Origin of the sequence: Streptomyces sp. SudanB182_2057 (assembly GCF_964272715.1) — a bacterium.
In the GTDB taxonomy this organism is placed as follows: Bacteria; Actinomycetota; Actinomycetes; order Streptomycetales; family Streptomycetaceae; genus Streptomyces; species Streptomyces rubradiris.
The window spans coordinates 2,015,704-2,040,358 of sequence record NZ_OZ186798.1 but is presented as its reverse complement, the minus strand read 5'-3'; the positions used below and the strand labels follow the sequence as shown (position 1 = coordinate 2,040,358).

At 73.9% G+C, this 24,655-nt stretch carries 22 protein-coding genes and 2 pseudogenes; 15 read left to right on the top strand and 9 right to left on the bottom strand.

The genetic code is table 11. The annotated features are described in order from the left end of the window. Positions 1 to 338 precede the first annotated feature (338 nt). Positions 339 to 1,976: an acyl-CoA dehydrogenase family protein gene (locus ACSURM_RS08580; RefSeq protein WP_436954373.1), complete on the bottom strand. Its 1,638-nt coding sequence runs from the start codon at positions 1,974 to 1,976 to the stop codon at positions 339 to 341. Positions 1,977 to 2,151: 175 nt separating this feature from the next. Here ACSURM_RS08580 and ACSURM_RS08575 point away from each other — a divergent pair. The 3 genes and pseudogenes from ACSURM_RS08575 to ACSURM_RS08565 form a co-directional block, all read left to right on the top strand. Next, positions 2,152 to 3,285 (top strand): annotated as a pseudogene (locus ACSURM_RS08575) (YihY/virulence factor BrkB family protein); the annotation flags it as partial. 638 nt (positions 3,286 to 3,923) lie between these two features. After that, the gene (locus ACSURM_RS08570) at positions 3,924 to 4,847 is read left to right on the top strand and encodes a VC0807 family protein (RefSeq protein WP_436954372.1); all 924 of its coding nucleotides are present in this window, start codon (positions 3,924 to 3,926) and stop codon (positions 4,845 to 4,847) included. Between the two features lie 10 nt (positions 4,848 to 4,857). Beyond that, the gene (locus ACSURM_RS08565; RefSeq protein ID WP_436954371.1) at positions 4,858 to 5,547 is read left to right on the top strand and encodes a helix-turn-helix domain-containing protein; all 690 of its coding nucleotides are present in this window, start codon (positions 4,858 to 4,860) and stop codon (positions 5,545 to 5,547) included. On the opposite strand, the gene ACSURM_RS08560 is transcribed toward ACSURM_RS08565, so the two are convergent. Next, positions 5,527 to 5,931, bottom strand: coding sequence for a VOC family protein (locus ACSURM_RS08560; RefSeq protein WP_436954370.1), 405 nt, complete (start codon positions 5,929 to 5,931; stop codon positions 5,527 to 5,529). The two genes, ACSURM_RS08565 and ACSURM_RS08560, sit on opposite strands and share 21 nt — an antisense overlap. A 461-nt stretch (positions 5,932 to 6,392) precedes the next feature. Here ACSURM_RS08560 and ACSURM_RS08555 point away from each other — a divergent pair, with 461 nt between their 5' ends. After that, positions 6,393 to 7,085, top strand: coding sequence for a DUF4232 domain-containing protein (locus ACSURM_RS08555; protein WP_436954369.1), 693 nt, complete (start codon positions 6,393 to 6,395; stop codon positions 7,083 to 7,085). A gap of 86 nt (positions 7,086 to 7,171) precedes the next feature. Here ACSURM_RS08555 and ACSURM_RS08550 read toward each other — a convergent pair whose 3' ends face one another. Beyond that, positions 7,172 to 7,804: a VOC family protein gene (locus ACSURM_RS08550; RefSeq protein WP_436954368.1), complete on the bottom strand. Its 633-nt coding sequence runs from the start codon at positions 7,802 to 7,804 to the stop codon at positions 7,172 to 7,174. Positions 7,805 to 7,866: 62 nt separating this feature from the next. Here ACSURM_RS08550 and ACSURM_RS08545 point away from each other — a divergent pair, with 62 nt between their 5' ends. From ACSURM_RS08545 to ACSURM_RS08530, 4 genes are all read left to right on the top strand, one after another. Beyond that, positions 7,867 to 8,484, top strand: coding sequence for a membrane lipoprotein (locus tag ACSURM_RS08545; protein ID WP_436954367.1), 618 nt, complete (start codon positions 7,867 to 7,869; stop codon positions 8,482 to 8,484). Between the two features lie 135 nt (positions 8,485 to 8,619). Then, on the top strand, positions 8,620 to 9,276 hold the full coding sequence (locus ACSURM_RS08540; protein ID WP_436954366.1) for a ThuA domain-containing protein: 657 nt from the start codon (positions 8,620 to 8,622) through the stop codon (positions 9,274 to 9,276). A 156-nt stretch (positions 9,277 to 9,432) separates the two neighbouring features. Continuing rightward, positions 9,433 to 10,296, top strand: a complete 864-nt coding sequence (locus ACSURM_RS08535; RefSeq protein ID WP_436954365.1) for an isocitrate lyase/PEP mutase family protein — start codon at positions 9,433 to 9,435, stop codon at positions 10,294 to 10,296. Continuing rightward, positions 10,293 to 10,550 carry a hypothetical protein gene (locus ACSURM_RS08530; protein ID WP_359041882.1) on the top strand — a complete coding sequence of 86 codons (258 nt, stop codon included), beginning with the start codon at positions 10,293 to 10,295 and terminating at the stop codon, positions 10,548 to 10,550. The genes ACSURM_RS08535 and ACSURM_RS08530 overlap by 4 nt, the downstream gene beginning before the upstream one ends. Before the next feature lie 107 nt (positions 10,551 to 10,657). Here ACSURM_RS08530 and ACSURM_RS08525 read toward each other — a convergent pair whose 3' ends face one another. Together ACSURM_RS08525 and ACSURM_RS08520 are read right to left on the bottom strand one after the other, a co-directional pair. Continuing rightward, complete coding sequence (locus ACSURM_RS08525) at positions 10,658 to 10,924, bottom strand: hypothetical protein (protein ID WP_436954363.1); 267 nt, start codon at positions 10,922 to 10,924, stop codon at positions 10,658 to 10,660. Between the two features lie 61 nt (positions 10,925 to 10,985). Beyond that, positions 10,986 to 11,288 (bottom strand): annotated as a pseudogene (locus ACSURM_RS08520) (substrate-binding domain-containing protein); the annotation flags it as partial. A 50-nt stretch (positions 11,289 to 11,338) separates the two neighbouring features. Between ACSURM_RS08520 and ACSURM_RS08515 the strand changes: the two are divergent. Together ACSURM_RS08515 and ACSURM_RS08510 are read left to right on the top strand one after the other, a co-directional pair. Then, complete coding sequence (locus tag ACSURM_RS08515) at positions 11,339 to 12,409, top strand: MerR family transcriptional regulator (RefSeq protein ID WP_436954362.1); 1,071 nt, start codon at positions 11,339 to 11,341, stop codon at positions 12,407 to 12,409. Positions 12,410 to 12,428: 19 nt separating this feature from the next. Continuing rightward, a complete protein-coding gene (locus tag ACSURM_RS08510; protein ID WP_436954361.1) occupies positions 12,429 to 12,938 on the top strand; it encodes a hypothetical protein in 510 nt (169 codons plus the stop codon). A gap of 382 nt (positions 12,939 to 13,320) precedes the next feature. Here ACSURM_RS08510 and mmuM read toward each other — a convergent pair whose 3' ends face one another. Beyond that, on the bottom strand, positions 13,321 to 14,247 hold the full coding sequence (gene mmuM / locus ACSURM_RS08505) for a homocysteine S-methyltransferase (RefSeq protein ID WP_436954360.1): 927 nt from the start codon (positions 14,245 to 14,247) through the stop codon (positions 13,321 to 13,323). Between the two features lie 147 nt (positions 14,248 to 14,394). Between mmuM and ACSURM_RS08500 the strand changes: the two genes are divergently transcribed. Both ACSURM_RS08500 and ACSURM_RS08495 read left to right on the top strand, forming a co-directional pair. Further along, complete coding sequence (locus tag ACSURM_RS08500) at positions 14,395 to 15,507, top strand: glycoside hydrolase family 43 protein (RefSeq protein WP_436954359.1); 1,113 nt, start codon at positions 14,395 to 14,397, stop codon at positions 15,505 to 15,507. A gap of 1 nt (position 15,508) precedes the next feature. Beyond that, positions 15,509 to 16,918, top strand: a complete 1,410-nt coding sequence (locus ACSURM_RS08495; RefSeq protein WP_436954358.1) for an RICIN domain-containing protein — start codon at positions 15,509 to 15,511, stop codon at positions 16,916 to 16,918. Positions 16,919 to 16,925: 7 nt separating this feature from the next. On the opposite strand, the gene ACSURM_RS08490 is transcribed toward ACSURM_RS08495, so the two are convergent. Then, positions 16,926 to 18,605 carry a rhamnogalacturonan lyase B N-terminal domain-containing protein gene (locus ACSURM_RS08490; protein ID WP_436954357.1) on the bottom strand — a complete coding sequence of 560 codons (1,680 nt, stop codon included), beginning with the start codon at positions 18,603 to 18,605 and terminating at the stop codon, positions 16,926 to 16,928. A 160-nt stretch (positions 18,606 to 18,765) separates the two neighbouring features. Here ACSURM_RS08490 and ACSURM_RS08485 point away from each other — a divergent pair, with 160 nt between their 5' ends. From ACSURM_RS08485 to ACSURM_RS08475, 3 genes are all read left to right on the top strand, one after another. Beyond that, a complete protein-coding gene (locus ACSURM_RS08485; protein WP_436954356.1) occupies positions 18,766 to 19,842 on the top strand; it encodes a rhamnogalacturonan acetylesterase in 1,077 nt (358 codons plus the stop codon). 70 nt (positions 19,843 to 19,912) lie between these two features. After that, positions 19,913 to 21,646, top strand: coding sequence for a DUF2264 domain-containing protein (locus ACSURM_RS08480; protein WP_436960998.1), 1,734 nt, complete (start codon positions 19,913 to 19,915; stop codon positions 21,644 to 21,646). A gap of 68 nt (positions 21,647 to 21,714) precedes the next feature. Further along, positions 21,715 to 22,524, top strand: a complete 810-nt coding sequence (locus ACSURM_RS08475; protein WP_436954355.1) for an isocitrate lyase/PEP mutase family protein — start codon at positions 21,715 to 21,717, stop codon at positions 22,522 to 22,524. Positions 22,525 to 22,569: 45 nt separating this feature from the next. On the opposite strand, the gene ACSURM_RS08470 is transcribed toward ACSURM_RS08475, so the two are convergent. Both ACSURM_RS08470 and ACSURM_RS08465 read right to left on the bottom strand, forming a co-directional pair. Further along, positions 22,570 to 23,214: a dihydrofolate reductase family protein gene (locus tag ACSURM_RS08470; protein ID WP_436954354.1), complete on the bottom strand. Its 645-nt coding sequence runs from the start codon at positions 23,212 to 23,214 to the stop codon at positions 22,570 to 22,572. A gap of 92 nt (positions 23,215 to 23,306) precedes the next feature. After that, positions 23,307 to 24,626 carry a jacalin-like lectin gene (locus ACSURM_RS08465; protein ID WP_436960996.1) on the bottom strand — a complete coding sequence of 440 codons (1,320 nt, stop codon included), beginning with the start codon at positions 24,624 to 24,626 and terminating at the stop codon, positions 23,307 to 23,309. Positions 24,627 to 24,655: the final 29 nt, after the last annotated feature.

Sequence of the window (24,655 nt, the reverse complement as noted above, 5' to 3'; positions counted from 1 at the left end):
AACCCCCTGCAACCCTGGTGAAGCACCGGGCGGCGGCCGAGACTTGACCACGACGCACTGCGCGTCCGCGGGGGCTTGTCGAGCCCGTGCGGTGGGGGTGGTGCCGTGTCGGCGCAGCACCACCCCTTGCCGACGGCGGCCCGACCGACGACAGGCGGGGCGTGACGGCGCCCGGCGGCAGCCGGAAAGTGACGGTTTCCGGCGGGCGGTGGCGGGGCGGGCGGTCCCCGGCGGCAGCGGGGCGTGGCCGCGGCCGACGACAGCCGGGCGTGACGGTCCCCGGCGGCAGCCGGAACGCGCGGCGTCCGGCGGCAGCGGAGCGCTGTGGCGTCCGGCGGTCAGGCCGGCCGCGCCCGCTCGACCACCGACTCCAGGTCCAGGCCCGCCGGCAGGGTGCCGAAGGACGCGCCGTGGTCACCGCCCAGTCGGGACGCGCAGAAGGCGTCGGCGACCTCCGGCGGCGCGTGCCGTACCAGCAGAGAACCCTGGAGCACCAGCGCGAGCCGCTCCACCAGCCGCCGGGCCCGCCCCTCGACGCCCTCCAGGTCCGCGAGTTCGGTGAACAGGTCCTTCACCGCCCGGTCCAGCCGGTGGTCCGCGCCGTGCGCCCGGCCGATCTCGGTCAGGCAGGCGTCCAGCGCGCCCGGCTCCCGGCGCAGCGCCCGCAGCACGTCCAGCGCCTGCACGTTCCCCGCGCCCTCCCAGATGGAGTTCAGCGGCGACTCCCGCACCAGCCGGGGCAGGCCGGACTCCTCGACGTACCCGTTGCCGCCGAGGCACTCGGCCGCCTCCACGGCCACCGGCGCGCACCGCTTGGTGATCCAGTACTTGGCGGCCGGCACCGCCAGCCGCAGGAACGCCCGCTCCTGCTCCCCGCCGTCGTCGCAGGCCGCGGCGAGCCGCAGCGCGAGCGCCGTCGCCGCCTCCGACTCCAGCGCCAGATCGGCGAGCACGTTGCGCATCAGCGGCTTGTCGATCAGCTTCCCGCCGAACGCCTCCCGGTACGCGCAGTGGTGCACCGCCTGGGCCACCGCCTGCCGCATCAGGCCCGCCGAGCCGAGCGCGCAGTCCAGCCGGGTCGCGGTGACCATCCCGATGATCACGCGCACGCCGTGCCCCTCCTCGCCGACCCGGCGCGCCCAGGTGCCGTCGAACTCGACCTCGGCGGAGGCGTTGGAGCGGTTGCCCAGCTTGTCCTTCAGCCGCTGGATCAGGAAGACGTTGCGACCGCCGTCCGGCAGGACGCGCGGCACCAGGAAGCAGGTGAGCCCGCCCGGGGCCTGCGCGAGCACCAGGAACGCGTCCGACATCGGCGCCGAGCAGAACCACTTGTGCCCGGTCAGCAGATACGTGCCCGACTCCGCGAGCGGCCGGGCCGCGGTCGTGTTGGCGCGGACGTCGCTGCCGCCCTGCTTCTCCGTCATCCCCATCCCGAACAGCGCCCCGGGCTTCTGTCCGGCCATGCGCAGCCGCGGGTCGTAGATGGTGGACGCCAGCCGGGGTTCCCACTCGGCGGCCAGCTCCGCGTCGGCGCGCAGCGCGGGCACGGCCGCGTGCGTCATCGACAGCGGGCAGCAGGTGCCCGCCTCGGCCTGCGTCCACACCAGGAATCCGGCCGCCCGGCGCACCTGCCCGGAGGGCCGCGTCCAGGCGCCGCCGGCCAGCCCGGCCGAGACCCCCTTGCCGAGCAGCCGGTGCCAGGCCGGGTCGAACTCCACCTCGTCGATCCGGTGGCCGTACCGGTCGTGGCTGCGCAGCCGGGGCGGATGCTCGTTCGCCCGCACCGCCCACTCCTGCACCTGCGCCGAACCCACGGCCCGGCCCAGCGCGGACAGCTCCGCGCGCACGTCGTCCAGGACGTCCGCGCCGGTGTACCGGTCGACGGCCTCGGCGAGGGCGCGGTCGGCGGTGAAGACGTCGTAGCCCACCAGCGGCGGCGGCTGGTTGGTCACGGTGTGGGTGGGGATGCCTGCCATGACGGGGAACCTACCCGGGAAGGCCGAGGTGATGGCTTCCGGAGTGACGGTGACGGCTTCCAGGGTGACACACCGGACCCGCGCGGCGGGCCGGAACCGCCTCACCCCACCCCGTGGAACCGGTCGCGGGCCCCGGAAGGTGAGGGCGGTCCCGCGCTGCGGATACCTTTGGGTCGTGCAGCCAGCAAGTGAAACCCCCGAGCGCCCGGCCGGCCGCTTCCACCGGGCCAGAGCTCTCTACCGGAACGTCTCCAAGCGCAGAACCGCCTGGCTGTTGCTCAAGGACACCGTCAACTCCTGCATGGAGTACCGCATCCTCGGCCTGGCGGCGGAGGCGGCGTTCTTCACGCTGCTGTCCGTGCCGCCGCTGCTGCTGAGCCTGATCGGCCTGCTCGGCTACGTCGACGACTGGACCGGCGCGGACACCATCCACAGCCTTGAGACCAACCTCCTCGACGCGTCGCGCACGGTGCTGTCCGACAAGGGCGTCAAGGAGATCGCCGAGCCGATCCTGCACGACGTGATGAAGGGCGGCCGGCCCGACGTCATCTCCATAGGTTTCCTGTTCGCCCTGTGGTCGGGCTCGCGCGCGGTGAACGTCTTCATCGACACCATCACCGTCATGTACGGGCTCGACGGCGTCCGGGGCATCGTGAAGACCCGGATCATGGCGTTCCTGCTGTTCATCGTGGCGCTGCTGATCGGCTCGGTGGCGCTGCCGCTGATGGTGGCCGGGCCGGACGCGGTGGTCCGGATCGTGCCCTGGTCGGCGACGGTCGTCCAGGTCCTGTACTGGCCGGTCGTGATCGTCCTGTCGATCGCCTTCCTGACGACGCTGTACCACGTCTCGGTGCCGGTGCGCTCCCCGTGGATCGAGGACGTGCCCGGCGCGCTGGTCGCCCTCGCGATGTGGGTCCTGGGCAGCTTCCTGCTGCGCATCTACCTCATGTACACCATCGAGGGCGCCACGATCTACGGTTCCCTCGCCGCCGCGGTCGCGGTGCTGCTGTGGATCGGGGTGGGCGCCTTCGCCGTGCTCGTCGGCGCGGCCGTGAACGCGGCCATCGACCGCGTCTGGCCGGCCGCGGCCACGGCCGCCGCCCGCGAGGCCAACGAGCGGATGCGGGAGGCACAGGTCGCCGAGTACGTGGCCCGCGCCGCGGCGGCGGCCCGCGAGGCCGACCCCGACGACCCCGACATGCCCTCCGAGTTCCCCGAGCGCTGGTCCCGCTTCCTCCCTCCGGAGGACGTGACGGCACGCCTGCGCAGCCACGCGCGGAATCCCCATCACGCGCACCGGAAGAACGGCGACGGGGGCGGGACCGGGAACGGACACGGGCACGCGAAGGGAAGCGGGGAGAACGGGAGCGGCGGGGGCCCTGAGGGCGGCGCCGGCGGTGGGGGTACCGGAAGCGGCGGGGGGCCCGGCGGAGCCGGTGGAGGCACAGGCGGCTTCGGCGGGGGCGGTGGCTTCGGGGGCGGCAACGGGGGAACCGGGAGCGGTGGCTTCGGCGGGGCCGGGGGGTACTGGGCCGGGGGCAACGGCGGTGCCGGTGGCGGGGAGTACTGGAACGGGGGCCACAACGGCTACGGCGACATCAACGGCAGCGGCGACATCAACGGCAGCGGCGGCGGTACCGCGGACGGTGCCGGGGACGGCAGGAGTACGGCGCGTCCCGAGTGGTGAGTGCCGAGCGGTCTCTCCGCGCCGCCCGGCCCCCCACGGCCAACCGGCACCGGCCGACCGTCTCCACCCACAGGGGCAGGTCCCGGATAGACCTCTCGGTGGAGAAGACGCCGGTGCCTGTCCTGTGAATCTCCACCCGTCACTCCACCCGTGCTCCGATCCGCCCACCCCCGCCCCGCGCCTAGCGTGATCGCACAGGCCGGATCCCTCCGGCCGCAGCAGGACAGCCGGGCGCCGTCACCGTCGCAGCACCGCACGGTATGGCTCCGGCGCGGGGCAAGGAGGCAGCGGACATGGCGGAGCGGACGGGACGCGGGGAACAGCGCGGTACGACGGGGAGGCCGGCCGGGACCGCGGGGGCGATGGGCACCGCCGGGCTGATCGGAACGGCCAGGCCGCCGAGGCAGTCCGGGCCGCCCGAGCCACCCGGGCCACCCAAGACACTCGAGTCAGCCGGGCCACCCGACTCTTCCCGACCCGTGCGGCCCCCTGGCTCCGGTCCGCCAAGGCCCCCCGGCACCCTCCGCGGCCCTCTGTTCTCCCTCGCGGTGGACGTCCTCCTGCCGCTCCTCGTCTACTACGCGGCCCGCGCACTCGGCGCCGATCAGGGCCCGGCCCTGCTGCTCAGCGGCGCACCGCCGGCCCTGCGCCTGCTCACCGGAGCCGTGCGGCACCGCCGGATCGACGGTGTGGACCTGTTCCTCACGGTGCTGCTCGTCGCCGCCGCGCTGGTGGCCCTGGTCGGCGGCGGCCCCCGGGTCCTGCTGTTCAAGAACGCGGCGCTGTCCCTCGCGGTCGGCGCCTGGGCCCTCGGCACCGCTTTCACCCGCAGCCCCCTGGCCTTCCAACTGGGCCAGCGGATGCACCGGGGCGACGCGGTCCGCGCCCGGGCCGGACTCTGGCAGGACAGCGCCCCCTTCCGTCGCGGGCAGCGTGCCCTCACCCTGCTCTGGGGAGCCGAGCAGTTCCTCGACGGCGGCGCGGGCGCCCTCGCCGCCGCCACGCTGCCGCCCGACACGGTGCCGCTGCTGGACCGCGCCGTCTCCCTGGCCCTGCTGGCCCTGGCCGCCGGGATCACCGCCGGCTACGCCCGCCGCTTCCGAAGACGCCACGGGCTGCCGCTGTTCGGCGCCCTCGCACCGGCGGCGGCACCGGGCCCATCGCGGGTGTCGTGCACCCCGTAGGCTGGCCGCCGTGTACACGGAGCGGGCGTCGCGGCTGGCCGGCGCGGTCGTGTGGACGAAGCCGCCGACCGGTACCGCCGCCCGGCCGGTGCTGCCGGACGGCTGCATGGACCTGCTGTGGAGCGAGGGCCGACTGCTGGTCGCGGGTCCCGACACCCGCCCCTACGCCCCGGAAGGCCCGGACCGACCCTGGGCGGGCATCCGCTTCTTCCCCGGCACCGCGCCCGCGCTGCTCGGCGTACCGGCGCACGAACTGAGGGACCTGCGGGTGGAGGTGGCCGATCTCTGGCCCGCGGCGAGGGTGCGACGGCTGTGCGACCGGGTCGCGGCGGCTCCCGACCCGGCGAGGGCGCTGGAGGGCATCGCCCTGGAGCGGGCGGCGGAGGCGGAGGCCCCGGACCCGCTGCTGCGGCGCCTGGTGGAGTGCCTGGACGAGGGCCGCCCGGTGTCGGCGGCGGCCGCCGAACTCGGTATCGGTGAGCGCCGGTTGCACCGCCGTTGCCTGACCGCGTTCGGGTACGGGCCGAAGACCCTGGCCCGGATCCTGCGCCTGCGGCGGGCGCTGGCCCTGGCCCGCGCCGGGACGCCGTACGCGGAGACGGCGGTCCGCGCGGGCTACGCGGACCAGCCGCACCTGGCGCGGGAGGTGCGCCGGCTGGCGGGGATGCCGCTCGGGGAGCTACTCGCCGGGGGCGGGTAGCGGTGCGAACAGGTCGACCGGGTTGCCGTCCGGGTCGTGCACGGTGGCGTAGCGCTGCCCCCAGAAGGCGTCCCACGGCTTCAGCTCCCCGTGGTGGCCGGCGGCCACCAGCTCCTCGTACCGGGCGTCGACCTCGGCGGGGGAGCCGCACCGGAAGGCGAGCGAGACCCGCCCCGGCCCGGCGGGCGGCCGCCACCCGGCATGGAAGGAGCGGATGGTCTCCTCGGTGTCCAGGGCGAGTACCAGCCCGCCGGGCAACTCGGCCTCGACATGCGGCTGTTCCTCGGCTCCCTCGGGGAACACCAGCCCGAGGCGGCGGTAGAAGGCGAGCGAGGCGGCCAGGTCGGAGCTGACCAGGCTGATCACGGCGATACGTACGGTCATGCGGTCACCGTAGGCAGCGCACGACGGGCCGGTCTTGAAGGAATCGGACACCGGTCACGGCGGCCCGGCCGCGCACGGACCCACTCCGAAACCCGCCACGGTCAAGGCCCGCCAGGTCATGAGTCCGTCCCAACGGATGGCTGTGGCGGACGGGCGCGGAAGGGCGGGGGAACCCCCGTCCCGGATGGACCGGCGGAGTGCCCGGTGCGGTGCGGCACACCGCGCTCGGACCGGCGTCTTTCCCGCCGGATCACGTCTGGGAGCACCAAAGGGGCGGTGCTGGTGCGGACGGGGTGCGCCCGGCGGTGGTGTGTGCCGTACGGGGGCTCTGCCTGTAACAGGGATGTACCAGCGGGTAGTCGGGGGAAACGATGAACCGGGCCGGGCGACTCTAGGCAGTCAGAAAGGCCCGCCCGCGACCGACGGGGGCCGGCACTCCGACCGACACGAAGGATGACAGCATGCGCGCCAACACGATCACCATCGCGGTCCTGGCCGCCGTCGCGGGCCTCTCACTCACCGCCTGCTCGAGCGACGGCGACGCCACGAGCCAGGGCACCTCGCCCGCCACGTCCGCATCGGCTTCCGCGGACGGCGGCTCGGGGACGGGAGCGGCGAAGGAGGGCTCGGGATCGGGCGGCTCCGCTCAGGACGGCGCGACGGTCTCCGCCGGGAAGAAGACCGGCGGGACGGGCGGGGGACAGGGCACGAACGCCGGGACCGGCTCGCACACGACCGGCAAGTGCCGTACCGACGAATTGGAGGTCAAGGCGATGGACAACACCATCGACGGCGACCCGGGCGGCACCGTCGCGGTGGAGTTCACGAACGGCGGCGGCCGGGACTGCGTGATGTCGGGTTACGCGGGTGTCGACCTGAAGACCAACGCCGGATCGCTGTCCGCGAAGCGCACCGGTGAGCCGGCGAGCCGGGTCGTCCTGAAGGACGGTGAGTCGGTGGCCTTCGGCATCACCTACCCGATCAACGACTCGGGCGGCTCCGGCGTCCGTATCACGGGGCTGGTGGTGACCCCGCCGGACGAGACGAAGTCGGTCTCCCTCAGCTGGCCCGGCGCCGCTACGCTGCCCGTCACGGACGGCTCCGGCACGCCGGTGAAGGTCGGCCCGATCGGCAGCGCGGGCCAGGGCGGCTGACCGGCACCGTCCCGCCCACGACGGCCCCCGGTCCGATGACCGCGTACGCAGGCCCGGTTAGCGCGGGAGGAGTGGCGTGCCAGAGGTCAGCCGAAGACGACCGGCCCGTTCGGAGTGTCCACGGTGAAGGAGAGCGCGGTGGGTCCCTCGGTCAGATCCAGCGACGTGCCCAGCGCCGCCAGCCGGGCGCGCATCACCTGCGGGTCGGGCACCGAGGCCGACACCGCCAGCAGCGGGGTGACCGGCAGGCCCGAGGCGGCCGGGTGCCCGGAGTCACCCCAGTCGATCAGGAACGGCACCGGATCCGGGACCGCTCCGGCATCCGAGTCGGTCAGCCGCCAGCGCAGTACGGTGCCGTCCGGGGTGCGGCGGCTCATCCGCCGTGGCGGGCCCGGGTCGACACCCCGTGCCCGGGCGCGGGTGATCGCCGCGTCCAAGTCCGGTGGGCTGATCGCCCAGGCCGGCACGGTGGGCCCGGCCAGCCGGTCGACACCGAACGGCCGTGGCCCGGCGGGCTCCGGCTGCTCCGGGTCGGGACCGATGATCTCCAGATAGCTCCGGCCGCCGAGCCCGACCAGATGGTTCCGGGTGCCCAGACCGGGATGGGCCCCGCCGGGCACCGGCGTGACCCCGGTCCGGCGCGCGAAGTCGGCGACCGTCGCGTCCAAGTCCGGGGCGGCGAGCACGAGATGATCCAGCAACGGGGGAATGGCGTTCATCCCGCGAGAGGTTACGGGACCGGCGGTGCCCCGCGGTATGCCCGTGCGGCACCATGGGCGGCATGATCCGTGCCGCACGCGCCCTGCCGCTGCTCCTCGTCCTTCCCGCATTGCTCACCGCGTGCGGCACCGAGAAGGCGCGTTCCGGCCCCGAGCCGGCGGCCACCGGTTCCGAGTCGCTGACCTCCGGTACCGCGCCGACGGCCTCCGCTGCCGGGAGCTCCCGGCAGCCGGCGTCCGCCGCCCCCGGGCAGGCCGAAATGGACGAGCGCCTACGGGGGTTGGGCATCGCGCCGGAATTCGTCTACGTCACCGAGATACCCGGCTTCACGCTCGCGCAGCAGTCCATCGGGGTGAACGGCGACGACGGCTTCTCCGTGGCGTACTGGGCGAAGGACGGCGCCGTCCTGCACCTGTACGCGGAGCGGGGCAGCGCCGCCGACTGTCCCCGGGACCACGTCTGCCGGGCACCTGCGAAGGGTCAAGTGGTGCGCCTGTACGGGGAGAAGGTCGCGTCCGACGTGCTGCGCCGGGCCGCCGACGCCCTCCACCGCCCCACCCCCGGGGAACTCGTCCCGCTCCTGCCGTCGCCCCGCACGGCGACGGCCCCCGTCCAGCGCGGCGACCTCCCGCCCAACGGCGACGGAGCCCCCGACAACAGCGTCCCCGGGAGCAGTTGACCGGCCCACCCTTCCCGTCCCCGGCCCGTTCGTCGCCCGGCGACTCCCGCTCACCCACCACCTACGCCGCCCCGGAGTTCCGCCCGCCACCACGCGACTCCCGCTGCCGCTCTCCCGCCCCCCGGAGAACCCGCCATGCCCCCTCGTCTCCTCCTCTACACCCGTACCGCCGACTACCGTCACGACTCCATCCCGGATGCCGTCGCCGCCGTGCGGGGGTTCGGGGGGTTCGCCGTGGAGCACACCGAGGACCCCGCGGACCTCGAACGCCCGCTGGACGGGTTCGCGGCCGTGGTCTTCCTGTCCACCAGCGGGGAGGTGCTGACCCCGGCCGGGCGCGCGGGGCTGGAGCGGTACACGAGGGCGGGCGGCGGCTTCGCCGGGGTGCACGCGGCGGCCTGCACCGAGTACGAGTGGCCGTACTACGGCGAACTCCTCGGCGCCCGCTTCACCCGGCACCCCGCCTACCAGCCGGGACGGGCCCTGGTCGCCGACCCCGGCCACCCCGCGACCCGGCATCTGCCGCCGGTGTGGGAGTTCACCGACGAGTGGTACGACTTCGACCGCGTCCCGGGCGGTCCGGCGCGGTTGCTGCTGCGCGCGGACGAGACGTCGTACGACGGCGGCGGGATGGGCGCGGACCATCCGCTGGCCTGGTGCCGGGAGCGGGGCCCGGCAGGAGGGCGGGTGTTTTACACAGCCCTTGGCCACGATGCGGGCGCGTACCGCGACCCGGACTTCCTGGCTCACCTGAACGGCGGACTCGATTGGGCCGCCCGGGTGACTCGGTAACGTTTCTGCGGTGAACCGGTTCCCCCGTCGGAGTGACTAAAGCTCGCGTAGAGGGATGGTCATGTGTGTATCTAGAGATGCTCTCGTCTTGGCAAAGGGCGTCGAGACGCGTGACCCATCCTGCCCGCGTCACCCACCCACAGAAGGAGCCGGACCTTGTCTTACGGTAAGAAGCTGCGCGAGTCCATCGCCGGGCCCGGGACCACACCGCTGATCGGCGTGTACGACATGTACTCGGCGTCGATCGCGGCCAAGCACTACGACGGGATGTTCGTCTCGGGATTCGGCTTCGCGGCCTCGTACTACGGGCTGCCGGACATCGGATTCATCGCCTGGCCCGACATGGTGGCCTTCGTACAGCGACTGCGGGGCGCCTTCCCGCACCACCACCTGCTGGTGGACATCGACGACGGGTACGTCGACCCCGAGGTCGCCTGCCACGTCGTGGAGGGCCTGGAACGCATCGGCGCCTCCGGGGTGATCCTGGAGGACCAGAAGCGGCCCCGCCGCTGCGGCCACGCCGACGGAAAGCAGGTACTGCCCCTGGAGGAGTACCTGGAGAAGCTGAACAAGGTCCTGGAGACCCGCAAGGACCTGGTCGTGGTCGCCCGTACGGACGCCACGGACGAGCACGACATCCTGCACCGCGCCGAGCGGCTGGCCGCGACCGACGCCGACGTGGTGCTGGTCGACGGAGTGCGCAGCGTCGAGTGGATCGAGCGCATCCGGAAGGTCGTCGGGGACAAGCCGCTGCTGTTCAACCAGATCGCCGGCGGCAAGTCGCCCCGCCTGTCCCTCGGCGAGCTTTCCGACCTCGGCGTGGACGTCGCCATCTACAGCACCCCGTGCCTGTTCGCCGCGCACGAGGCGATGGACTCCGCGCTCGCCGGTCTCAAGGCGGCCGACGGACGGCTGCCCGAGGTCGATCCCGCGAGCGGTGTCGGGGTGAAGGCCTCCACCAGCCTGCTGGAGCGCAACATCGCCCGCGAGCGGCTCGTCCCCGAGGGCGTGGGCGTGTGACCCGTGCCGTGTCCGGGCTCGGGATGGCCGCGGCGGTCGCCGCCGCGCTCCTCGGGGCGGGTGCCGTCCCGGCCGCGGCGTCCGACAGCCTGATCACCGTGATCGACAACTCCGAAGCCGACTCCTGGCTCGAAGTCGACCGCACGGCCAACCTCCAGAGCGGCAGCGGCACCGCCGGCAGCGACCACGACGGCAGCGCCGTGGACGTGGTGGAGGCCCTCCTCGCCGGGCCGGACCAGGACGAGGAAGACTGAGGAGCACGGCGGGACCCGGGGGATCGGGAGAAGAACGGAACACGAGCGACGGCCGGCCACCCCCGGGGGGGTGGCCGGCCGTCACGCGTGACGAACTCCGCCGGGGCTCAGTCCTCTCCGAGGTCCGGGCGGCCGTTCTCGTCGAGTTCGACGTCCTCCTCGGGGTCGTGCTCGTCGGCGGGCGAGGCCGCGGACGATGTCGCCGGTGAGGTCGCCGAAGGGGCCTCGGGTGAGGCCGCGGGCGACGTCACGGCGGCGCGCTGCGGTGCGGGGGCGAGGGTGTGCCGGGCGGCATGGGCCGTACCGTAGGCGGCGGCCAGGGCGACGGCCGCGGCCACGGCGAGGGGCGCGGCGATGCGCGTGCTGTGGTTCATGCCCGGCCAACGATTCCGGCGGGGCGGGGTCACCGCGCGACAGCGGAACCGGGCCCGGACATCACGCGGTTGGCCGCTGTGCGGTCACGGGTCCGTTCGCGGCGGGGCCGGCCTGGGGCGGCGGGGCCGTGTTCGCCCGCCGTACCAGTCGGGTCGACGGCTCGGTCCGGGTGCCCTCCGGGCGCTCCCCGTGCGCCATGCGCACCAGCGGCCGCAGCGCCGTCGCCGCCATCTCCGCGAGCGGTCGGCGGACGGTGGTCGGCGCCGGGGCGGACCAGCGGGCCTCGGGCAGGTTTTTGAAGCCCACCACGCTCATCTCCTCCGGCACCCGCACCGTCCGCTCCGCCGGCGCCGAGGCGACCCCCGACCGCCCGGTGTTGACCTTCGAGTGGGTTGAAGCCCCACGATGACGCCGTGCCCAACTCTGAGCTGATGCCGATCGGGGTCTTCGCCCGGCGCAGTGGACTGACCTCCAGCGCGCTGCGGTTCTACGCCGACTCCGGGCTGCTGCCCCCCGCCGAGGTGGACCCGGTCACGGGCTACCGCTATTACCGCGCCGACCAGGTGGCCCGCGCCGCCGGACTACGCCGGCTCCGGGAGATCGGCATGCCCCTCGCCGCCGCCGAGGCGGTCCTCGACGCCGGACCCCAGGACGCGGCCCGGCTGATCGACGCGCACGTGGCGAAGGCCCTCGCGGACGCGGAAGCGGTGCGGCACAAGGCCGCCGTCATCAAGTCCTCGCTCACCGGCGCGCCGGGCCGGCCCCTCGCCGCGCTGAAGGGGCCCGTGCTGGCCGACGCCATCGAGCAGGTCCTGACCGCGACCGCGCACGACCCCGCCATGCCGGTACTCGGCGGGCTGCTCGTGGAGGTGTCCGCGGAAGCGGTCACGCTGACCGCGACCGACCGCTACCGGCTCTCGACCCGCACCCTGGTCCCCGCCGAACCCGCGACCACCCACTGGGCCGCCACGGTCGACGGCGACGAACTGCGCACCGCGCTCACCCACATCCGCCGCAGCCCGCTGCTGCGCCTCGAGGCGACACCGCACACGATCCGGCTGCGCGGCGCGGACCGCGCGGACCGGCACTGCCGACTGCTCGCGGCGGAGTTCCCCGACCACCGGCTGATGCTCGCCTCGCTCCCCGGGGCCGGCACCCGGGTGGCGGTCGCGAAGGAGCCGCTGCTGCGCGCGCTGGAGGACCACTCCGAAGAGCGCAGCACGCTGCGGGTGACCCGGGACGGCCTGCACGTCCAGGCGGCCGACGGCCCCGGCCCCGGCGCCGCGCTCCCGGCCACCGTCACCGGGCCGGAACTGATGATCTCCTTCGAGCTGACCACGCTCTACCCGGCCGTCAGCACGGCCGTCGGCCCCGACGTGCTGCTCGACCTGCGCGGCCCCGGCCTGCCCGTCACCGTCCGCTCCGCCGACCGCGGCGACCTCACCACCCTGGCCATGCCCGTCCGGCACGACCACCGCCCCTGACCGACAAGGACACCCCGCGATGACCACCACCCCCGCCGCCCCCGACCCGGTCATGGAGGCCATCGGCCGGGCCGTCGACCAGGGCCGAGCCGGTGACCCGGCCGCCGCCCGCCGGACGCTCCTGGACCTCTGGTCCGCGATCGGCGTCACCGGCGACGCGCTGCACCGCTGCACCCTCGCGCACCACTTGGCGGACCTGTACGACGACCCCGCGCAGGCCCTGGCCTGGGACATCCGCGCCCTCGACGCCGCCGACGCGCTGACCGAACAGCGCCTGCGCGCCCACCACGAGGGCCTCAGCCTCACCGGGTTCCACCCGTCCCTGCACCTCAACCTCGCCGACCTCTACCGCCGGCTCGGCTCCTTCGACGCCGCCGCCGCACACATCACCGCGGCCCGGCGGCACGCCTCCGGCCTCCCGGAGGACGGCTACGGCACCCTCGTCCGCACCGCCATCGGCGAGGTGGCCGAGGCCATCGCCCGCCGCGACACCGCGAGGCGGGCGTCCGCGCCGGGAGCCGGCGCGTAGGGGCGGGGAAGGAGGAGGCCCCCTGGACGGCCGCCCGGCCCCTCCCACCGGGCGCCGAACACGCCTCCGCCGTGCGCCGGCCGCGCCGCTCGGTGGACGCACCGCGCCGCTGACGGGGCGCTGCGGGGACGGAACGAGCCGGCCGCCCGGTGGGAGGGTCCGGGCGGCCGGAGCTTCGGCCGGGGCGGGGTCGGGGTGTCACCGGACGCACCGGACCAGGCAGACACCGACCGTACGGGATCGGGTACGCAACGTCATCGGCGCCCGGTGTCGTTGTTCGACCCGGGGGCGCCGACCGGGCGCCAGGGAACGCCCCGCGCGCCGGTCGGCGCACCACCGCGTGGGGTCGGCGCCTCCGCGTCCCCCCGGCGGGGGACTGCGCTCAGGCCGCGCCCAGTGTCCGCGCGATCTCGCCGATGCTCTCCGGTCCCACCCGGCAGCACCCGCCGATCAGCCGCGCCCCCGCCTCGCGCCACGCCGTGACCTGGGCCGCGCCGAACGTCGCCCCGCCCCGCCAGGCGCGTGCCCCGGCGTCCCAGCCCTCGCCGCTGTTGGGGTAGACCACGACCGGTTTGCCGGTGACGCGCGCCGCGATCTCCACGGCGGGCCCCACGTCCCCGGGCGCGCAGCAGTTCACACCCACCGCGATCACCTCCTCCGCGTCGGCGGCGAGCGCGAACGCCTCCTCCAGGGGCTGGCCCGCCCGCGTCCGCCGCCCGTCGACCGTGTACGACAGCCAGGCCGGCACCCCCAGCCCGCGCACCGCCCGCAGCAGCGCGGCGGCCTCGTCGGCGTCCGGCACGGTCTCCAGTGCCAGCACGTCCGGCGCGGCGGCGGCCAGCGTCTCGATCCGGGGCCGGTGGAACCGCTCCAGCTCGGCCACGCCCAGCTCGTACCGGCCCCGGTATTCGGAGCCGTCCGCGAGCATCGCCCCGTACGGTCCGACCGAGGCCGCCACCCACAGCGGGCGCCGCACGCCCGTGTCTGCCGCCCGCCGGGCCGCCGTGCGGGCCAGGTCCACGCTGCGGGCGAGCAGCCGCGCGGCCTCCGCCCGGCCGATGCCCCGCTTGCCGAAGCCCTCGAAGGTGGCCTGGTAGCTGGCCGTGATCGCCACGCTCGCGCCCGCCCGGAAGTAGGCGAGGTGGGCCTCGGTGACCGCCTCGGGCCGCTCGGCGAGCAGCCGTGCCGACCACAGTTCGTCGCTCAGGTCGTGCCCGGCCGACTCCAGCTGGTTGGACATGCCGCCGTCGAGCACGACCGTCCCGGCGGCGAGGGCGTCGGCGAGGCTGGGGGAGGTGTCGCTGGTCATGGTCACGACGCTAGTCGAAGCGGGGCGGGGCGCGGCCGGGGGTCCCGGCGTCCGCCCCATTGACCCTTCCGTTGCCCGCCCGTACCTTTTCGGCGTTCGGGATCACAGATGTAGTACGAAATGTCGAACGACCGAGAGGCAGTCCGCATGAGCCGCGACCACGACCTGCCCGACACCCCCGGCCGCAGAACGGTGCTCAAGGGCGCCGCGCTCGCCGCCGGCGCCCTGGCCGTCACGCCCGGCCTCGCCCAGGCGGCCTCCGCGCGGGCGACCGGCCCCGGGCCGCACCCGAGGAAGCACTCGGCGGCGACCCCGTACGCGAACCCGCTCGTCCTCCAGCGCGCCGACCCGCACATCACCCGCCACACCGACGGCCTCTACTACTTCACGGCGACCGTCCCCGAGTACGACCGCATCGTCCTGCGCCGCGCCCGCACCCTGAACGGCCTGTCCACGGCCGCCGAGTCGGTGATCTGGCGGGCGCACGCGACCGGTCCGATGGGTGCCCACATATGGGCGCCCGAACTGCACCGGATCGGCGGCAAGTGGTACATCTACTTCGCCTCGGCCCCCGCCGAGGACGTGTGGGCCATCCGCATGTGGGTGCTGGAGAACGCCGACCCCGACCCGTTCAAGGGCACGTGGGTGGAGCGGGGCCAGATCAAGACCGCCTGGGAGACCTTCTCCCTGGACGCCACCACCTTCCAGCACCGCGGCACCCGCTACCTCGTCTGGGCCCAGCACGAGCCCGGCATGGACAACAACACGGCCCTGTGGATCTCGGAGATGGCGAACCCGTGGACCCTCACCGGCCCCCAAGTGCGCCTGTCCACACCGGAGTACGACTGGGAGTGCGTCGGCTACAAGGTCAACGAGGGCCCGTACGTCCTCAAGCGCAACGGCCGGATCTTCCTCACCTACTCGGCCAGCGCCACCGACTGGCACTACTGCGTGGGCCTGCTGACCGCCGACGCCCACGCCGACCTGCTGGACGCGCGCAGCTGGACCAAGTCACCAGTCCCGGTGTTCACCAGCGACGACACCACGGGGCAGTACGGCCCCGGGCACAACTGCTTCACCGTCGCCGAGGACGGCCGTACCGACGTCCTCGTCTACCACGCCCGCCAGTACAAGGAGATCACCGGCGACCCGCTGCACGACCCCAACCGGCACACCCGGGTCCAGAAGCTCGGCTGGAAGCCGGACGGCACCCCGGACTTCGGCGTCCCCGTGGCCGACACCCCGAAGGAAGGGGCGTGAGATGAGACGCGCGTACGCCGTCCTGCTCGCCCTGTACTGCGCCCTGGCCGCCGCCCTGGCTACCGCCGGACCCGCCCGGGCGGCGTCGGCGACCATCGCCAACGGCACCCTTTTCACCGACACTTCGGGGAACCCGGTGCACGCCCACGGCGGCGGGGTGATCAAAGTCGGTGGCTACTACTACTGGTTCGGCGAGGACCGCGACAGCGACAACACCTTCCGGTCCGTGTCCGCCTACCGCTCCACCGACCTGAAGACCTGGGAGTTCCGCGCCCGCGTCCTCACCCGGTCCTCCGCCGCCGAGCTGTCCACCGCCTACATCGAACGCCCCAAGGTCGTCTACAACGCGGCCACCGGCAAGTTCGTGATGTGGATGCACAAGGAGAACGGCACCGACTACAGCGAGGCGCGCGCCGCCGTCGCCGTCTCCGACACGGTCGACGGAACCTACACCTACCGGGGCAGCTTCCGCCCGCTCGGCCAGTACATGTCCCGCGACCTGACCACCTACGTCGACACCGACGGCACCGGCTATATGGTCTCGGCCGCCAACGAGAACTACGACCTGCACATCTACCGGCTCACCGCCGACTACACGGGCGTCGCCGGCCTGGTCGCCAACCCGTGGCCGGGCGGCCACCGCGAGGCACCGGCGCTGTTCAAGCGCGGCGGCGTGTACTTCATGCTCACCTCGGGCGCCACCGGCTGGAACCCCAACCAGCAGCAGTACGCGACCGCCACCTCCCTGGCCGGCCCCTGGACGTCCTGGAAGGCCGTCGGCGACTCCACCGCCTACGGCTCCCAGACCGCCTACGTCCTTCCCGTGCAGGGCACGTCGGGCACCTCGTACCTGTACCTGGGCGACCGCTGGGGCAACTCCTTCGGCGGGACGGTGAACGACTCCCGCTATGTGTGGCTGCCGCTGGCCTTCCCCGGCGCCACCTCGATGACCATGTCCTGGTACCCGGAGGTCACCGTCGACACCACGGCCGGCACCGTCACCGGCACCGCCGCGTCCTACAACACGCTGATCGCCCGGCACAGTTCCAGGTGCGCCGACGTGCCGGACAAGTCGCTGTGGCAGGGCGTGGCGATCAGCCAGTACGGCTGCAACGGCGGCGCCAACCAGAAGTGGTGGTCCAAGGACCTCGGCAACGGCTACCGGGCGCTGGTGGGCCGGGGCAGTTCCCTGTGCCTCCAGGAGAACGCGAGCGGTGTCACCCAGGAGGACTGCACCGGCGCCACCGCCCAGCAGTGGTCTCTCACCGCGTCCGGCTCCTACGTCACCCTCAGGTCCCGCGCGAGCGGGGAGTGCCTGGACGTCTCCGGCGGATCCACCGCCGACTCGGCCGCGATCATCACCTACGCGTGCAACGGTGCGGCCAATCAGCAGTGGACGCTCGCGAGTTGATCCGGCGTCAGGCGAGGAGGTCGATCGCGTCGACGGCCGTACCGGCGCTGAGGTAGCCCGTCGTCCCCGAACCGCTCACCACGTCGATCCGCAGCACGTTGTACTGGCCGGTGTCCGTATGCCAGGCGGCGGCCGGGACGCTGTAGGTGAAGGTGTGGTTGTTGCCCCGGTACGAGCCCACCGTCAGGGAACGCGTGGCCGGCTGGGCGGGCGGGGAGGGGATCGCCGACGTCCAGGTGTCGTTCACCGTGATCCGCGGCCGGCCATTGGCGTAGGCCGTCGTCACGCCGATCCGCAGGGTGTGCGCGGCGGCGGCCTGCGCGGCGGTGAGCTTGAAGTAGACGAGCAGGCCGCTGTTGACGCCCTTCCACAGATAGCAGGGGAAGCCGGACGTCTCGGTGCCGCTGCCGATCACCACGTTGCCGGTCCAGGGCGCGGCCCGCACGTCGGACGGATGGGCGTACGTCATCAGCTCCGCGTTCTTGAACCCGTTCGGGGTGCCGTCCCAGTCCCCGATCCGCCAGATCGCGCTCGCCCGGGACGGGTCGTTGGACGCGGGGACGGTGAGCGTGTTCAACGTGGTCGTCGTGCCCGCCGTGACGGTCACCTGGGTGCTGTGGACGGCCAGTTCGCCCTTGTAGACGGTCAGCGTGTACGTGCCCGGCAGGACGCGCGGGACCGAGAAGTACCCGTCCGAGGCGCGCGCCGGAGCCCAGTACTGGGCCGAGGAGTTGGCCAGGCCCACCGTGTACGGGTACGCCGTGTCCCGCCCGGCGATGCCGACCCCGGCGACACGGCCCCGGCCGCTGTCCGGCACGTAGCCGGCGATGCCCAGCGAGTCGGCCCACGGGGTGGTCAGCGTGCCGGGGTACAGGGCGGCCGGCGGCGCACCGCCGTCGGTGAACGCGATGACGTACGGGCCCTGGAGCCCGTAGCGCTCGGCCTCCGTCTGGTTCTCCCCGTAGTACAGGATCTCGTACAGCCCGCCGCCGTCGGCGCTCTGGTGGCGCAGCAGCGAGCGGTAGAAGGGGCCGCCGGACGCCTTCTCGTGGTTGCTGCGCACGATCCACAGGCCGACGCCGCCGGCGGACCAGCCGGTGTAGTCGTAGTCGGCGACCCGCACCTTGGAGTAGTGCTTGGACCGGGTCTGCCCGTCGGCCTTGGCGAAGACGTCCGACGCCTCGATGGTGCCGGTCGTGTAGGTGTAGGAGTCGGGCTGGTCGTTGAGGAACAGGCCCGCCCTGACGCGCAGGATGAAGCGGGTCGCGCTGACCGAGGAGTCGGCCTTGTTGGTCCACAGGTAGACGTGGTTCTCGCCGCTGCGGGCCGCGTAGTAGTGGCGCAGTGTGCCGTGGGTGACGGAGATCAGGATGGTGGAGCCGGACTGGACCAGGGTCACCGCGGAGCTGCCGAGGCCGGACTCGATGTGCGAGTTCTTGCCGCCGTAGCCCTGGTACTCGGTGCCCTTGTAGACCAGCGAGGTCAGGTCGCCGGTGGACTTGGAGACCTTGAAGACCAGGGCCGCGCCGGTGTCGACGACGTAGTTCGCGCCGTCGTCGCGCCAGCCGAAGCCGGCGGCGACGGCGGCACCGGCGAGCGGTCCGGCGAGGGCGGCCGAGCCGGCGACGGCCGCGGTGCCGGCGACGAGGGCGCGGCGCGTGATCGCGCCGGCGGGGGATCCGGACATGGGGTGCCTCCTTCGGGAGGTCCGGGTGTGCGGGTGACTGGCAGGGTGACAGTTGAATCGTTTTCGCGAAAGGGCTTGCACAGTCTCGGGACGGTGATCGTATGAATTCCCGCTCAGGTCTAGAAAGCGCTTGTCAGTAACGGTACGGTCCAGCCGCCGGATGTCGCCGACCGCCGAGGAGCCTTCAGTGAGACGTTTCACCGCCTTGCGCGGCGCCACCCTGGCCGCCCTCGCCCTGAGCACGGTCCTGACGGCGGCCCCGGCCCGGGCCGGCACCGGACGGCCGCCCGGCATCGAGCACTGCACCGCCACCGCCTGCCACTTCGACGTCCCGCCGGGCACCTACGACGTGACCGTCCGGCTCGGCGCCGCCACGGCCTCCGCCACCCGCGTCACCGGCGAGACCCGCCGCACCCTGCTGCCGGAGACCGCCGTCCCGGCCGGCGAGCACGTCACCCGGAGCCTCACCGTCGACGTCCGCACCCCCGAGGGCGAACCGGCCGGCGCCGCCGGAACCCCCGGCCTGGACCTGGCACTCGGCGGCTCCGCGCCCGCCCTCGACGCCATCCGCGTCACCCCGGCCCCCGCCGCCCGCCGGATCCTCCTCATCGGCGACTCCACCGTCTGCGACCAGCCCGCCGACCCCTACTCCGGCTGGGGCCAGCAACTCCCGCAGTATCTGCGCGCCGGCCTGTCCGTCGCCAACCACGCCGACTCCGGCGAGAGCACGGTCACCTACCTCCGGGACCCACGGCTGTGGGCCGCCGTCCAGCCGCTGATCCGCCCCGGCGACCTCGTCCTCGTCCAGCTCGCCCACAACGACAAGACCACCGGCGAGGCCGCCTACCGCGCCAACCTGGAGACCCTGGTCGCCGGCGTCCGGGACCGGGGCGGCACACCGGTGCTCGTCACCCCCGTCGTCCGCCGCTGGTTCAACGCCGACGGCACCCTGGACAACGACACCGCCCTGCTCGTCAACGGCCTCGGCGTCGACCACCCGGCCGTCATCCGCTCGGTCGCCGCCGACGGGAATGTCCCGCTGATCGACCTCACCGCGAAGACCAAGGCCCTGGTGGAGTCCCTCGGCCCGGAGGCATCCAAGGCGCTGTACCTGTACAACGAGAAGCGCGACAACACGCACACCTCCGTGCACGGCGCCACCGTCTTCGCGGGCCTGGTCCGCGACGAACTGCTCGCCCGCCGCCTGGTTCCCGAGGGCAGGGTACGGGTGGGATAGGCCCCCGGGGCGCCCCGACCGGAACCGGGGCGTCCCGGGTTCCCGCCGAGGAAGGACAGCCACCGCCGTGATCGAACTCCCCGCCGACGACCGCGAGGTGAGCCCGTACACCGGCTACACCCGCGCCCACTGGGAGGCCGCCGCCGACCGGCTCCTCGCCGCCGTCGAGCCGTACGCGAGCCCCGACCGCGCCCTCTACCATCTCCCCGGCGACCACGTGAGCAGCTCCGGCCGCCTCTCCGACGGCCTCGAAGGCTACGCCCGCACCCTGCTGCTGGCCGCGTTCCGCCGCGACGAGAACGCCCTCGGCCGGTACGCCGACGGCCTCGCCACCGGGCCCGGCGGGGTCTGGCCCCGCATCACCGACCGGAGCCAGCCGCTGGTGGAGGCCGCCTCGATCGCGCTCGCCCTGCGGCTGACCCGGCCGCTGCTGTGGGACCGGCTGGCCGCCCCCGTGCGCCGGCGCACCGCCGACTGGCTGGCGGACGCCCTCACCGCCGCGCCCTGGCCGTGCAACTGGGAGCTGTTCCCGGTCACCGTCGGCGGCTTCCTCGCCGAGATCGGGCACCGCGAGGAGGCCGCCCGCGCCGCGATCGACCGGGGCCTGGAGCGGATCGAGACCTGGTACGCGGGCGACGGCTGGTACACCGACGGCGACGGCCGGAAGTTCGACTACTACAACGGCTGGGCCATGCACCTGTACCCGGTCCTGCACGCCTGGCTCGCGGGCGACACCGGCCTCCTCGACCGCTACGGCCGTCGGCTCTCCCGTCATCTCGCCGACTACGCCCGCCTGTTCGGCGGCGACGGCGCTCCGCTGCGCCAGGGCCGCTCCCTGACCTACCGGTTCGCCACCACCGCCCCGCTCTGGCTGGGGGCGCTCACCGGACACACCTCGCTGCCCCCGGGACAGACCCGGCGCCTGGCCTCCGGCGCCCTGCGGTACTTCCTGGGCGGTGGCGCGGTCGACGAGCGGGGCCTGCTGCCGCTCGGCTGGCTCGCCCCCGACACCTCGCTGGTGCAGAGCTACTCCGGCCCCGCCTCGCCGTACTGGGCGAGCAAGGGCTTCCTCGGCCTGCTGCTGCCGCCCGGCCACGAGGTGTGGACGGCACCGGAGGAGGCGGCCCCCGTCGAACGCGCCGACGCGGCCCACCCGGTTCCCGTCCCCAACTGGCTGCTCCAGTCCACCGCTTCGGACGGACTGGTCCGGCTGCACAACCACGGCAGCGAGGACGTCCGGTACGACCCCTGCTACACCCGGCTCGCCTACTCCACCGCCACCGCGCCCGAGCCGTCGTACGACAACAGCGTGATCGTCGGCGGTGACCCGGGCCGTACGGGCATCGAGCCGCTCGGCACGGGCGATGGCTGGATCGCCTCCCGGCACACCGCGGGCGCCGGGGCCGGCGTTACCAGCCTGGTGGTGGTGCGCGGCGCCGTGGAGGTGCGGGCCCATCTGGTGGCGGGCGCGGCACCCGGGACCCCGGTCCGGGTGACGGGCTGGCCGGACCAGGACGGGGTGAGCGCCGAACTCGCCCCGGTCCACGGGCTGTCCACGGAACTGACCGGGGCCATCAGGCCGGACGGCGGCGCCACGCTCTTCGTGGCACTCGCCCGGCTCACCGGGGAGGCGGCACCGCGGCCGCTGCCCGGGCTGGTGTCCGTGGCGGTGGGGGAGGACGAGCGCGAGGTGCGGGTGAGCTGGCCCGGCGGGCCGGCCACCGCCTTCCGGTTCACGGCCGAGGGCACGAAGTGGTCGGTGGCCCCGGGCGAGCACGTCGGCGGAGCCCTCGGCGGGCCGTGACCCGTCCTGGTGGGCAGGCGGACGTCGCTTCGGCGGGTGCCGAACCGTTCGGGGCCTAGCGTGGTCGTATGACCACAGAGCACGCCCCCGTCTCCTTCGCCGGCCTCCACCACCGCCCGGGGGAGCCGTTGTTACTGCCCAACGCCTGGGACCACGCCTCGGCCGCCGCCCTCGCCGCCCGGGGCTTTCCCGCGATCGGCACCACCAGCCTGGCGGTGGCGGCGGGCGCCGGACTGCCCGACGGAACCGGCGCCACCCGGGAACAGACCGTCCGGCTCGCCCTGACGCTCGGCTCCGAGCCGTACCTGCTCTCCGTGGACGCCGAGGCCGGGTTCAGCGACGACCCGGACGACGTCGCCCGGCTGGCGGTCGAGTTGTGGGCGGTCGGAGCCGTCGGCATCAATCTGGAGGACGGTCTCGGCCCGGCCGCCCGGCACGCGGCGAAGATCGCGGCGGTGAAGGCGGCCGTGCCGGGGATGTTCGTCAACGCCCGTACGGATACTCACTGGCAGGGCGACGGCGACGAGCGGGACACCCTGCGCCGGCTCGACGCCTACCAAGCGGCCGGCGCCGACGGGGTGTTCGTGCCCGGCGTGACCGACCCCGAACGCATCGCCGCCCTCGTCCGGCACACCGAGGCCCCCCTCAACGTCCTGTACTCGCCCGTCGGACCCCCGCTCGCCCGCCTCGCCGACCTCGGCGTGCGCCGGGTCAGCCTCGGCTCGCTGCTGTACCGAAGGGCGCTCGGCGCGGCCGTGGACGCGGTGGCCGACATCGCGGCCGGACGCGTCCCGGCCGGCCCGACCCCCTCCTACGCCGACGTCCGCGCGTTCGACCGCGGCGTCTCGGCGAGCCGGTCCGCGGACCGCGCCGGGTGATCCGGCGTGCCGGGGGGCCCGCCCGGTCCCGAGCGGGCCCTCGCGTCACCTTCGCCAGAACAGGTGGTGCGTCACGCCGCTCGGGCTGGGCACGACCTCCAGGTGGAACCGGTCCAGCAGCTCGTCGGGGGACTCCCAGAGCCGCAGCCCGGACCCGAGTTCCACCGGCGAGACCGCCACGTGCAGGGTGTCCACGAGGTCGGCGTCGAGGAACTGCCGGATGGTGGTGACCCCGCCGCCGAGCCGGACATCCTTGCCCTGGGCCGCTTCCCGCGCCTGTTCGAGGACCGTGGCCGCGTCGCCGTCCACGAAGTGGAACGTGGTGTCGGAGAGCGTGAACGACGGACGCGTGTGGTGGGTCATGACGAACACCGGGGTGCGGAACGGGGGTTCCTCCCCCCACCAGCCGCGCCACTCGTGGTCCGGCCAGGGCCCGCGCTGGGGCCCGAACTTGTTGCGGCCCATGATCTCCGCACCGATGCCGCGGGCGAAGTCCCGCGTGAAGTAGTCGTCGAGGCCCCGGCTCCCGCCGGGATCCGTGCGCATGGGCCAGCTCGCCGTGGCTCCGGCCCAGGCGAACAGCCGTTCGGCATGGTCCAAGCCGAACGGCCTCTCGAAACTCTGGTGCTCGCCGGCGGCGATTCCGTCACTCGAGACGTTGAAGTTCATGACTCTCAGCAGTTGATCCACTGTTCCCTCGTCAGTTGCCTGTCGCGTCATCGTGCGGCGAGGCGCCGCACACCATGACGTCGAACGGGACGAGGCCGGATCGACAGCCCGCGTCAGCTGATCGGCGCGTACAGCACCCCCAGCTTGTCGATCTCGTCGCCGGAGCGGCCGGTGAATCCCACGATCTGCCAGCCGGCCGGGGCGGTGAGGGTGGTGCCGTCGGCGGTCGGCGTGCCCGCGGAGAGCGTGCGGCCCCGGTCGGTGGTGAAGGCGGCCGAGAAGATCCGGGTCCGGCCGTCCTTCCGGCCCTCGGTGAGCCGTACGGAGGTGAGGTGCTCCCCGGCGGCGAGGGTGAGCGAGGCGGCCGTGCCGCCGGTGCCGCCGTGGCCGAGGACCGTGCCGCCGTCGTGGGTGAGGGACACGGCGTCCAGGCGGGCGGAGCCGCGCAGGGTGAGGGTGCGCGGGGCGGGCGTGGCCGGCAGGTCGTCGGCGTCGTTGAAGGCCGTGCCGTGCGGCCCGCCGAAGAAGTCGCTGGCGCGGAGCCCGGGGTTCGGCGTGTAGGTGAAGTCGACGGTGTGCGGGAAGTGGTCGGAGAGGTTGCCGCCGGCCGGGTCCAGGAACTTCGCCCACTCGTCGTGGTAGCGCGTCGCGGTCAGGGAGAGCAGGGGGCCGCTCCGGTAGAGCACCTTGTCGACCACCTCGCAGTCGTCGGGCGGTGCGGACGCCGGGCACAGCAGGGGATCGGCGCCCTGCGCGGGGGCCGTGCCGCCCTTGACCAGCTGTACCCAGGCGTCGGTGAGGCCGCCCTCGTCGACGAGCGTGCGGATGTTGTCGCCGGCGCGGGTGTAGCGGGTGTTGGTGTCGCCCATCACGATCACCGCGTTGCCCGCCGAGTTGGCCCGGATGAAGGCCGTCAGCTGGGCGATGTTGGCGCGCCGGGCGGCCAGGGCGTCGGCGCTGTCGTCGGCGTTGGGGTGCAGGTTGTACAGGTCGACGTACACGCCCTCGGCGAGCCGCACCCGGGCCAGGCTGAAGCCCTTGGGGGTCAGGCAGTTGGTGCCGGTGCAGTCGTTCCAGCGCACCCGCTCGAAGTCCTGGAGGGGATGGGCGGACAGGGTGTTGAGGCCGTCACCGAGGCCCGCGCCGCCGCTCGTGGCCGTGCGGTGGGGGTGGTGGTCGTCCGCGTAGAGCGCCGCGTGGTAGTTGAAGTCCTCCTGGACGTTGACGATGTCGTAGTCCGCCAGTCTGGGCGAGATCAGCGGGGTGTTGACCGCCGGATGGCTGGAGCTGAGGCCCTCCGGCAGTCCGGCCACGTTGTACGTCAGGACACTGAAGGTGCCGGAGCCGGCGGCCTGTGCCGGGCCGGCCGAGGCGGCGGTGAGCCCGGAGGCGGCCAGCAGGCCGGCGGCGAGGGTGCCGAGGAGTCGTCCCATGGGTCGCATGCGACCCATGGTCACGTCAA

What these genes read in the sequence shown, in the direction of transcription:
- ACSURM_RS08560 (WP_436954370.1), bottom strand. Translation starts at nt 5,931, where the DNA reads ATGACCGTACGTATCGCCGTGATCAGCCTGGTCAGCTCCGACCTGGCC.
- ACSURM_RS08475 (WP_436954355.1), top strand. Translation starts at nt 21,715, where the DNA reads ATGACCACAGAGCACGCCCCCGTCTCCTTCGCCGGCCTCCACCACCGC.
- ACSURM_RS08550 (WP_436954368.1), bottom strand. Translation starts at nt 7,804, where the DNA reads ATGAACGCCATTCCCCCGTTGCTGGATCATCTCGTGCTCGCCGCCCCG.
- ACSURM_RS08540 (WP_436954366.1), top strand. Translation starts at nt 8,620, where the DNA reads ATGCCCCCTCGTCTCCTCCTCTACACCCGTACCGCCGACTACCGTCAC.
- ACSURM_RS08570 (WP_436954372.1), top strand. Translation starts at nt 3,924, where the DNA reads ATGGCTCCGGCGCGGGGCAAGGAGGCAGCGGACATGGCGGAGCGGACG.
- ACSURM_RS08500 (WP_436954359.1), top strand. Translation starts at nt 14,395, where the DNA reads ATGAGCCGCGACCACGACCTGCCCGACACCCCCGGCCGCAGAACGGTG.
- ACSURM_RS08555 (WP_436954369.1), top strand. Translation starts at nt 6,393, where the DNA reads ATGCGCGCCAACACGATCACCATCGCGGTCCTGGCCGCCGTCGCGGGC.
- mmuM (WP_436954360.1), bottom strand. Translation starts at nt 14,247, where the DNA reads ATGACCAGCGACACCTCCCCCAGCCTCGCCGACGCCCTCGCCGCCGGG.
- ACSURM_RS08465 (WP_436960996.1), bottom strand. Translation starts at nt 24,626, where the DNA reads ATGGGACGACTCCTCGGCACCCTCGCCGCCGGCCTGCTGGCCGCCTCC.
- ACSURM_RS08485 (WP_436954356.1), top strand. Translation starts at nt 18,766, where the DNA reads ATGTCGCCGACCGCCGAGGAGCCTTCAGTGAGACGTTTCACCGCCTTG.
- ACSURM_RS08580 (WP_436954373.1), bottom strand. Translation starts at nt 1,976, where the DNA reads ATGGCAGGCATCCCCACCCACACCGTGACCAACCAGCCGCCGCCGCTG.
- ACSURM_RS08525 (WP_436954363.1), bottom strand. Translation starts at nt 10,924, where the DNA reads ATGAACCACAGCACGCGCATCGCCGCGCCCCTCGCCGTGGCCGCGGCC.
- ACSURM_RS08545 (WP_436954367.1), top strand. Translation starts at nt 7,867, where the DNA reads ATGATCCGTGCCGCACGCGCCCTGCCGCTGCTCCTCGTCCTTCCCGCA.
- ACSURM_RS08495 (WP_436954358.1), top strand. Translation starts at nt 15,509, where the DNA reads ATGAGACGCGCGTACGCCGTCCTGCTCGCCCTGTACTGCGCCCTGGCC.
- ACSURM_RS08490 (WP_436954357.1), bottom strand. Translation starts at nt 18,605, where the DNA reads ATGTCCGGATCCCCCGCCGGCGCGATCACGCGCCGCGCCCTCGTCGCC.
- ACSURM_RS08510 (WP_436954361.1), top strand. Translation starts at nt 12,429, where the DNA reads ATGACCACCACCCCCGCCGCCCCCGACCCGGTCATGGAGGCCATCGGC.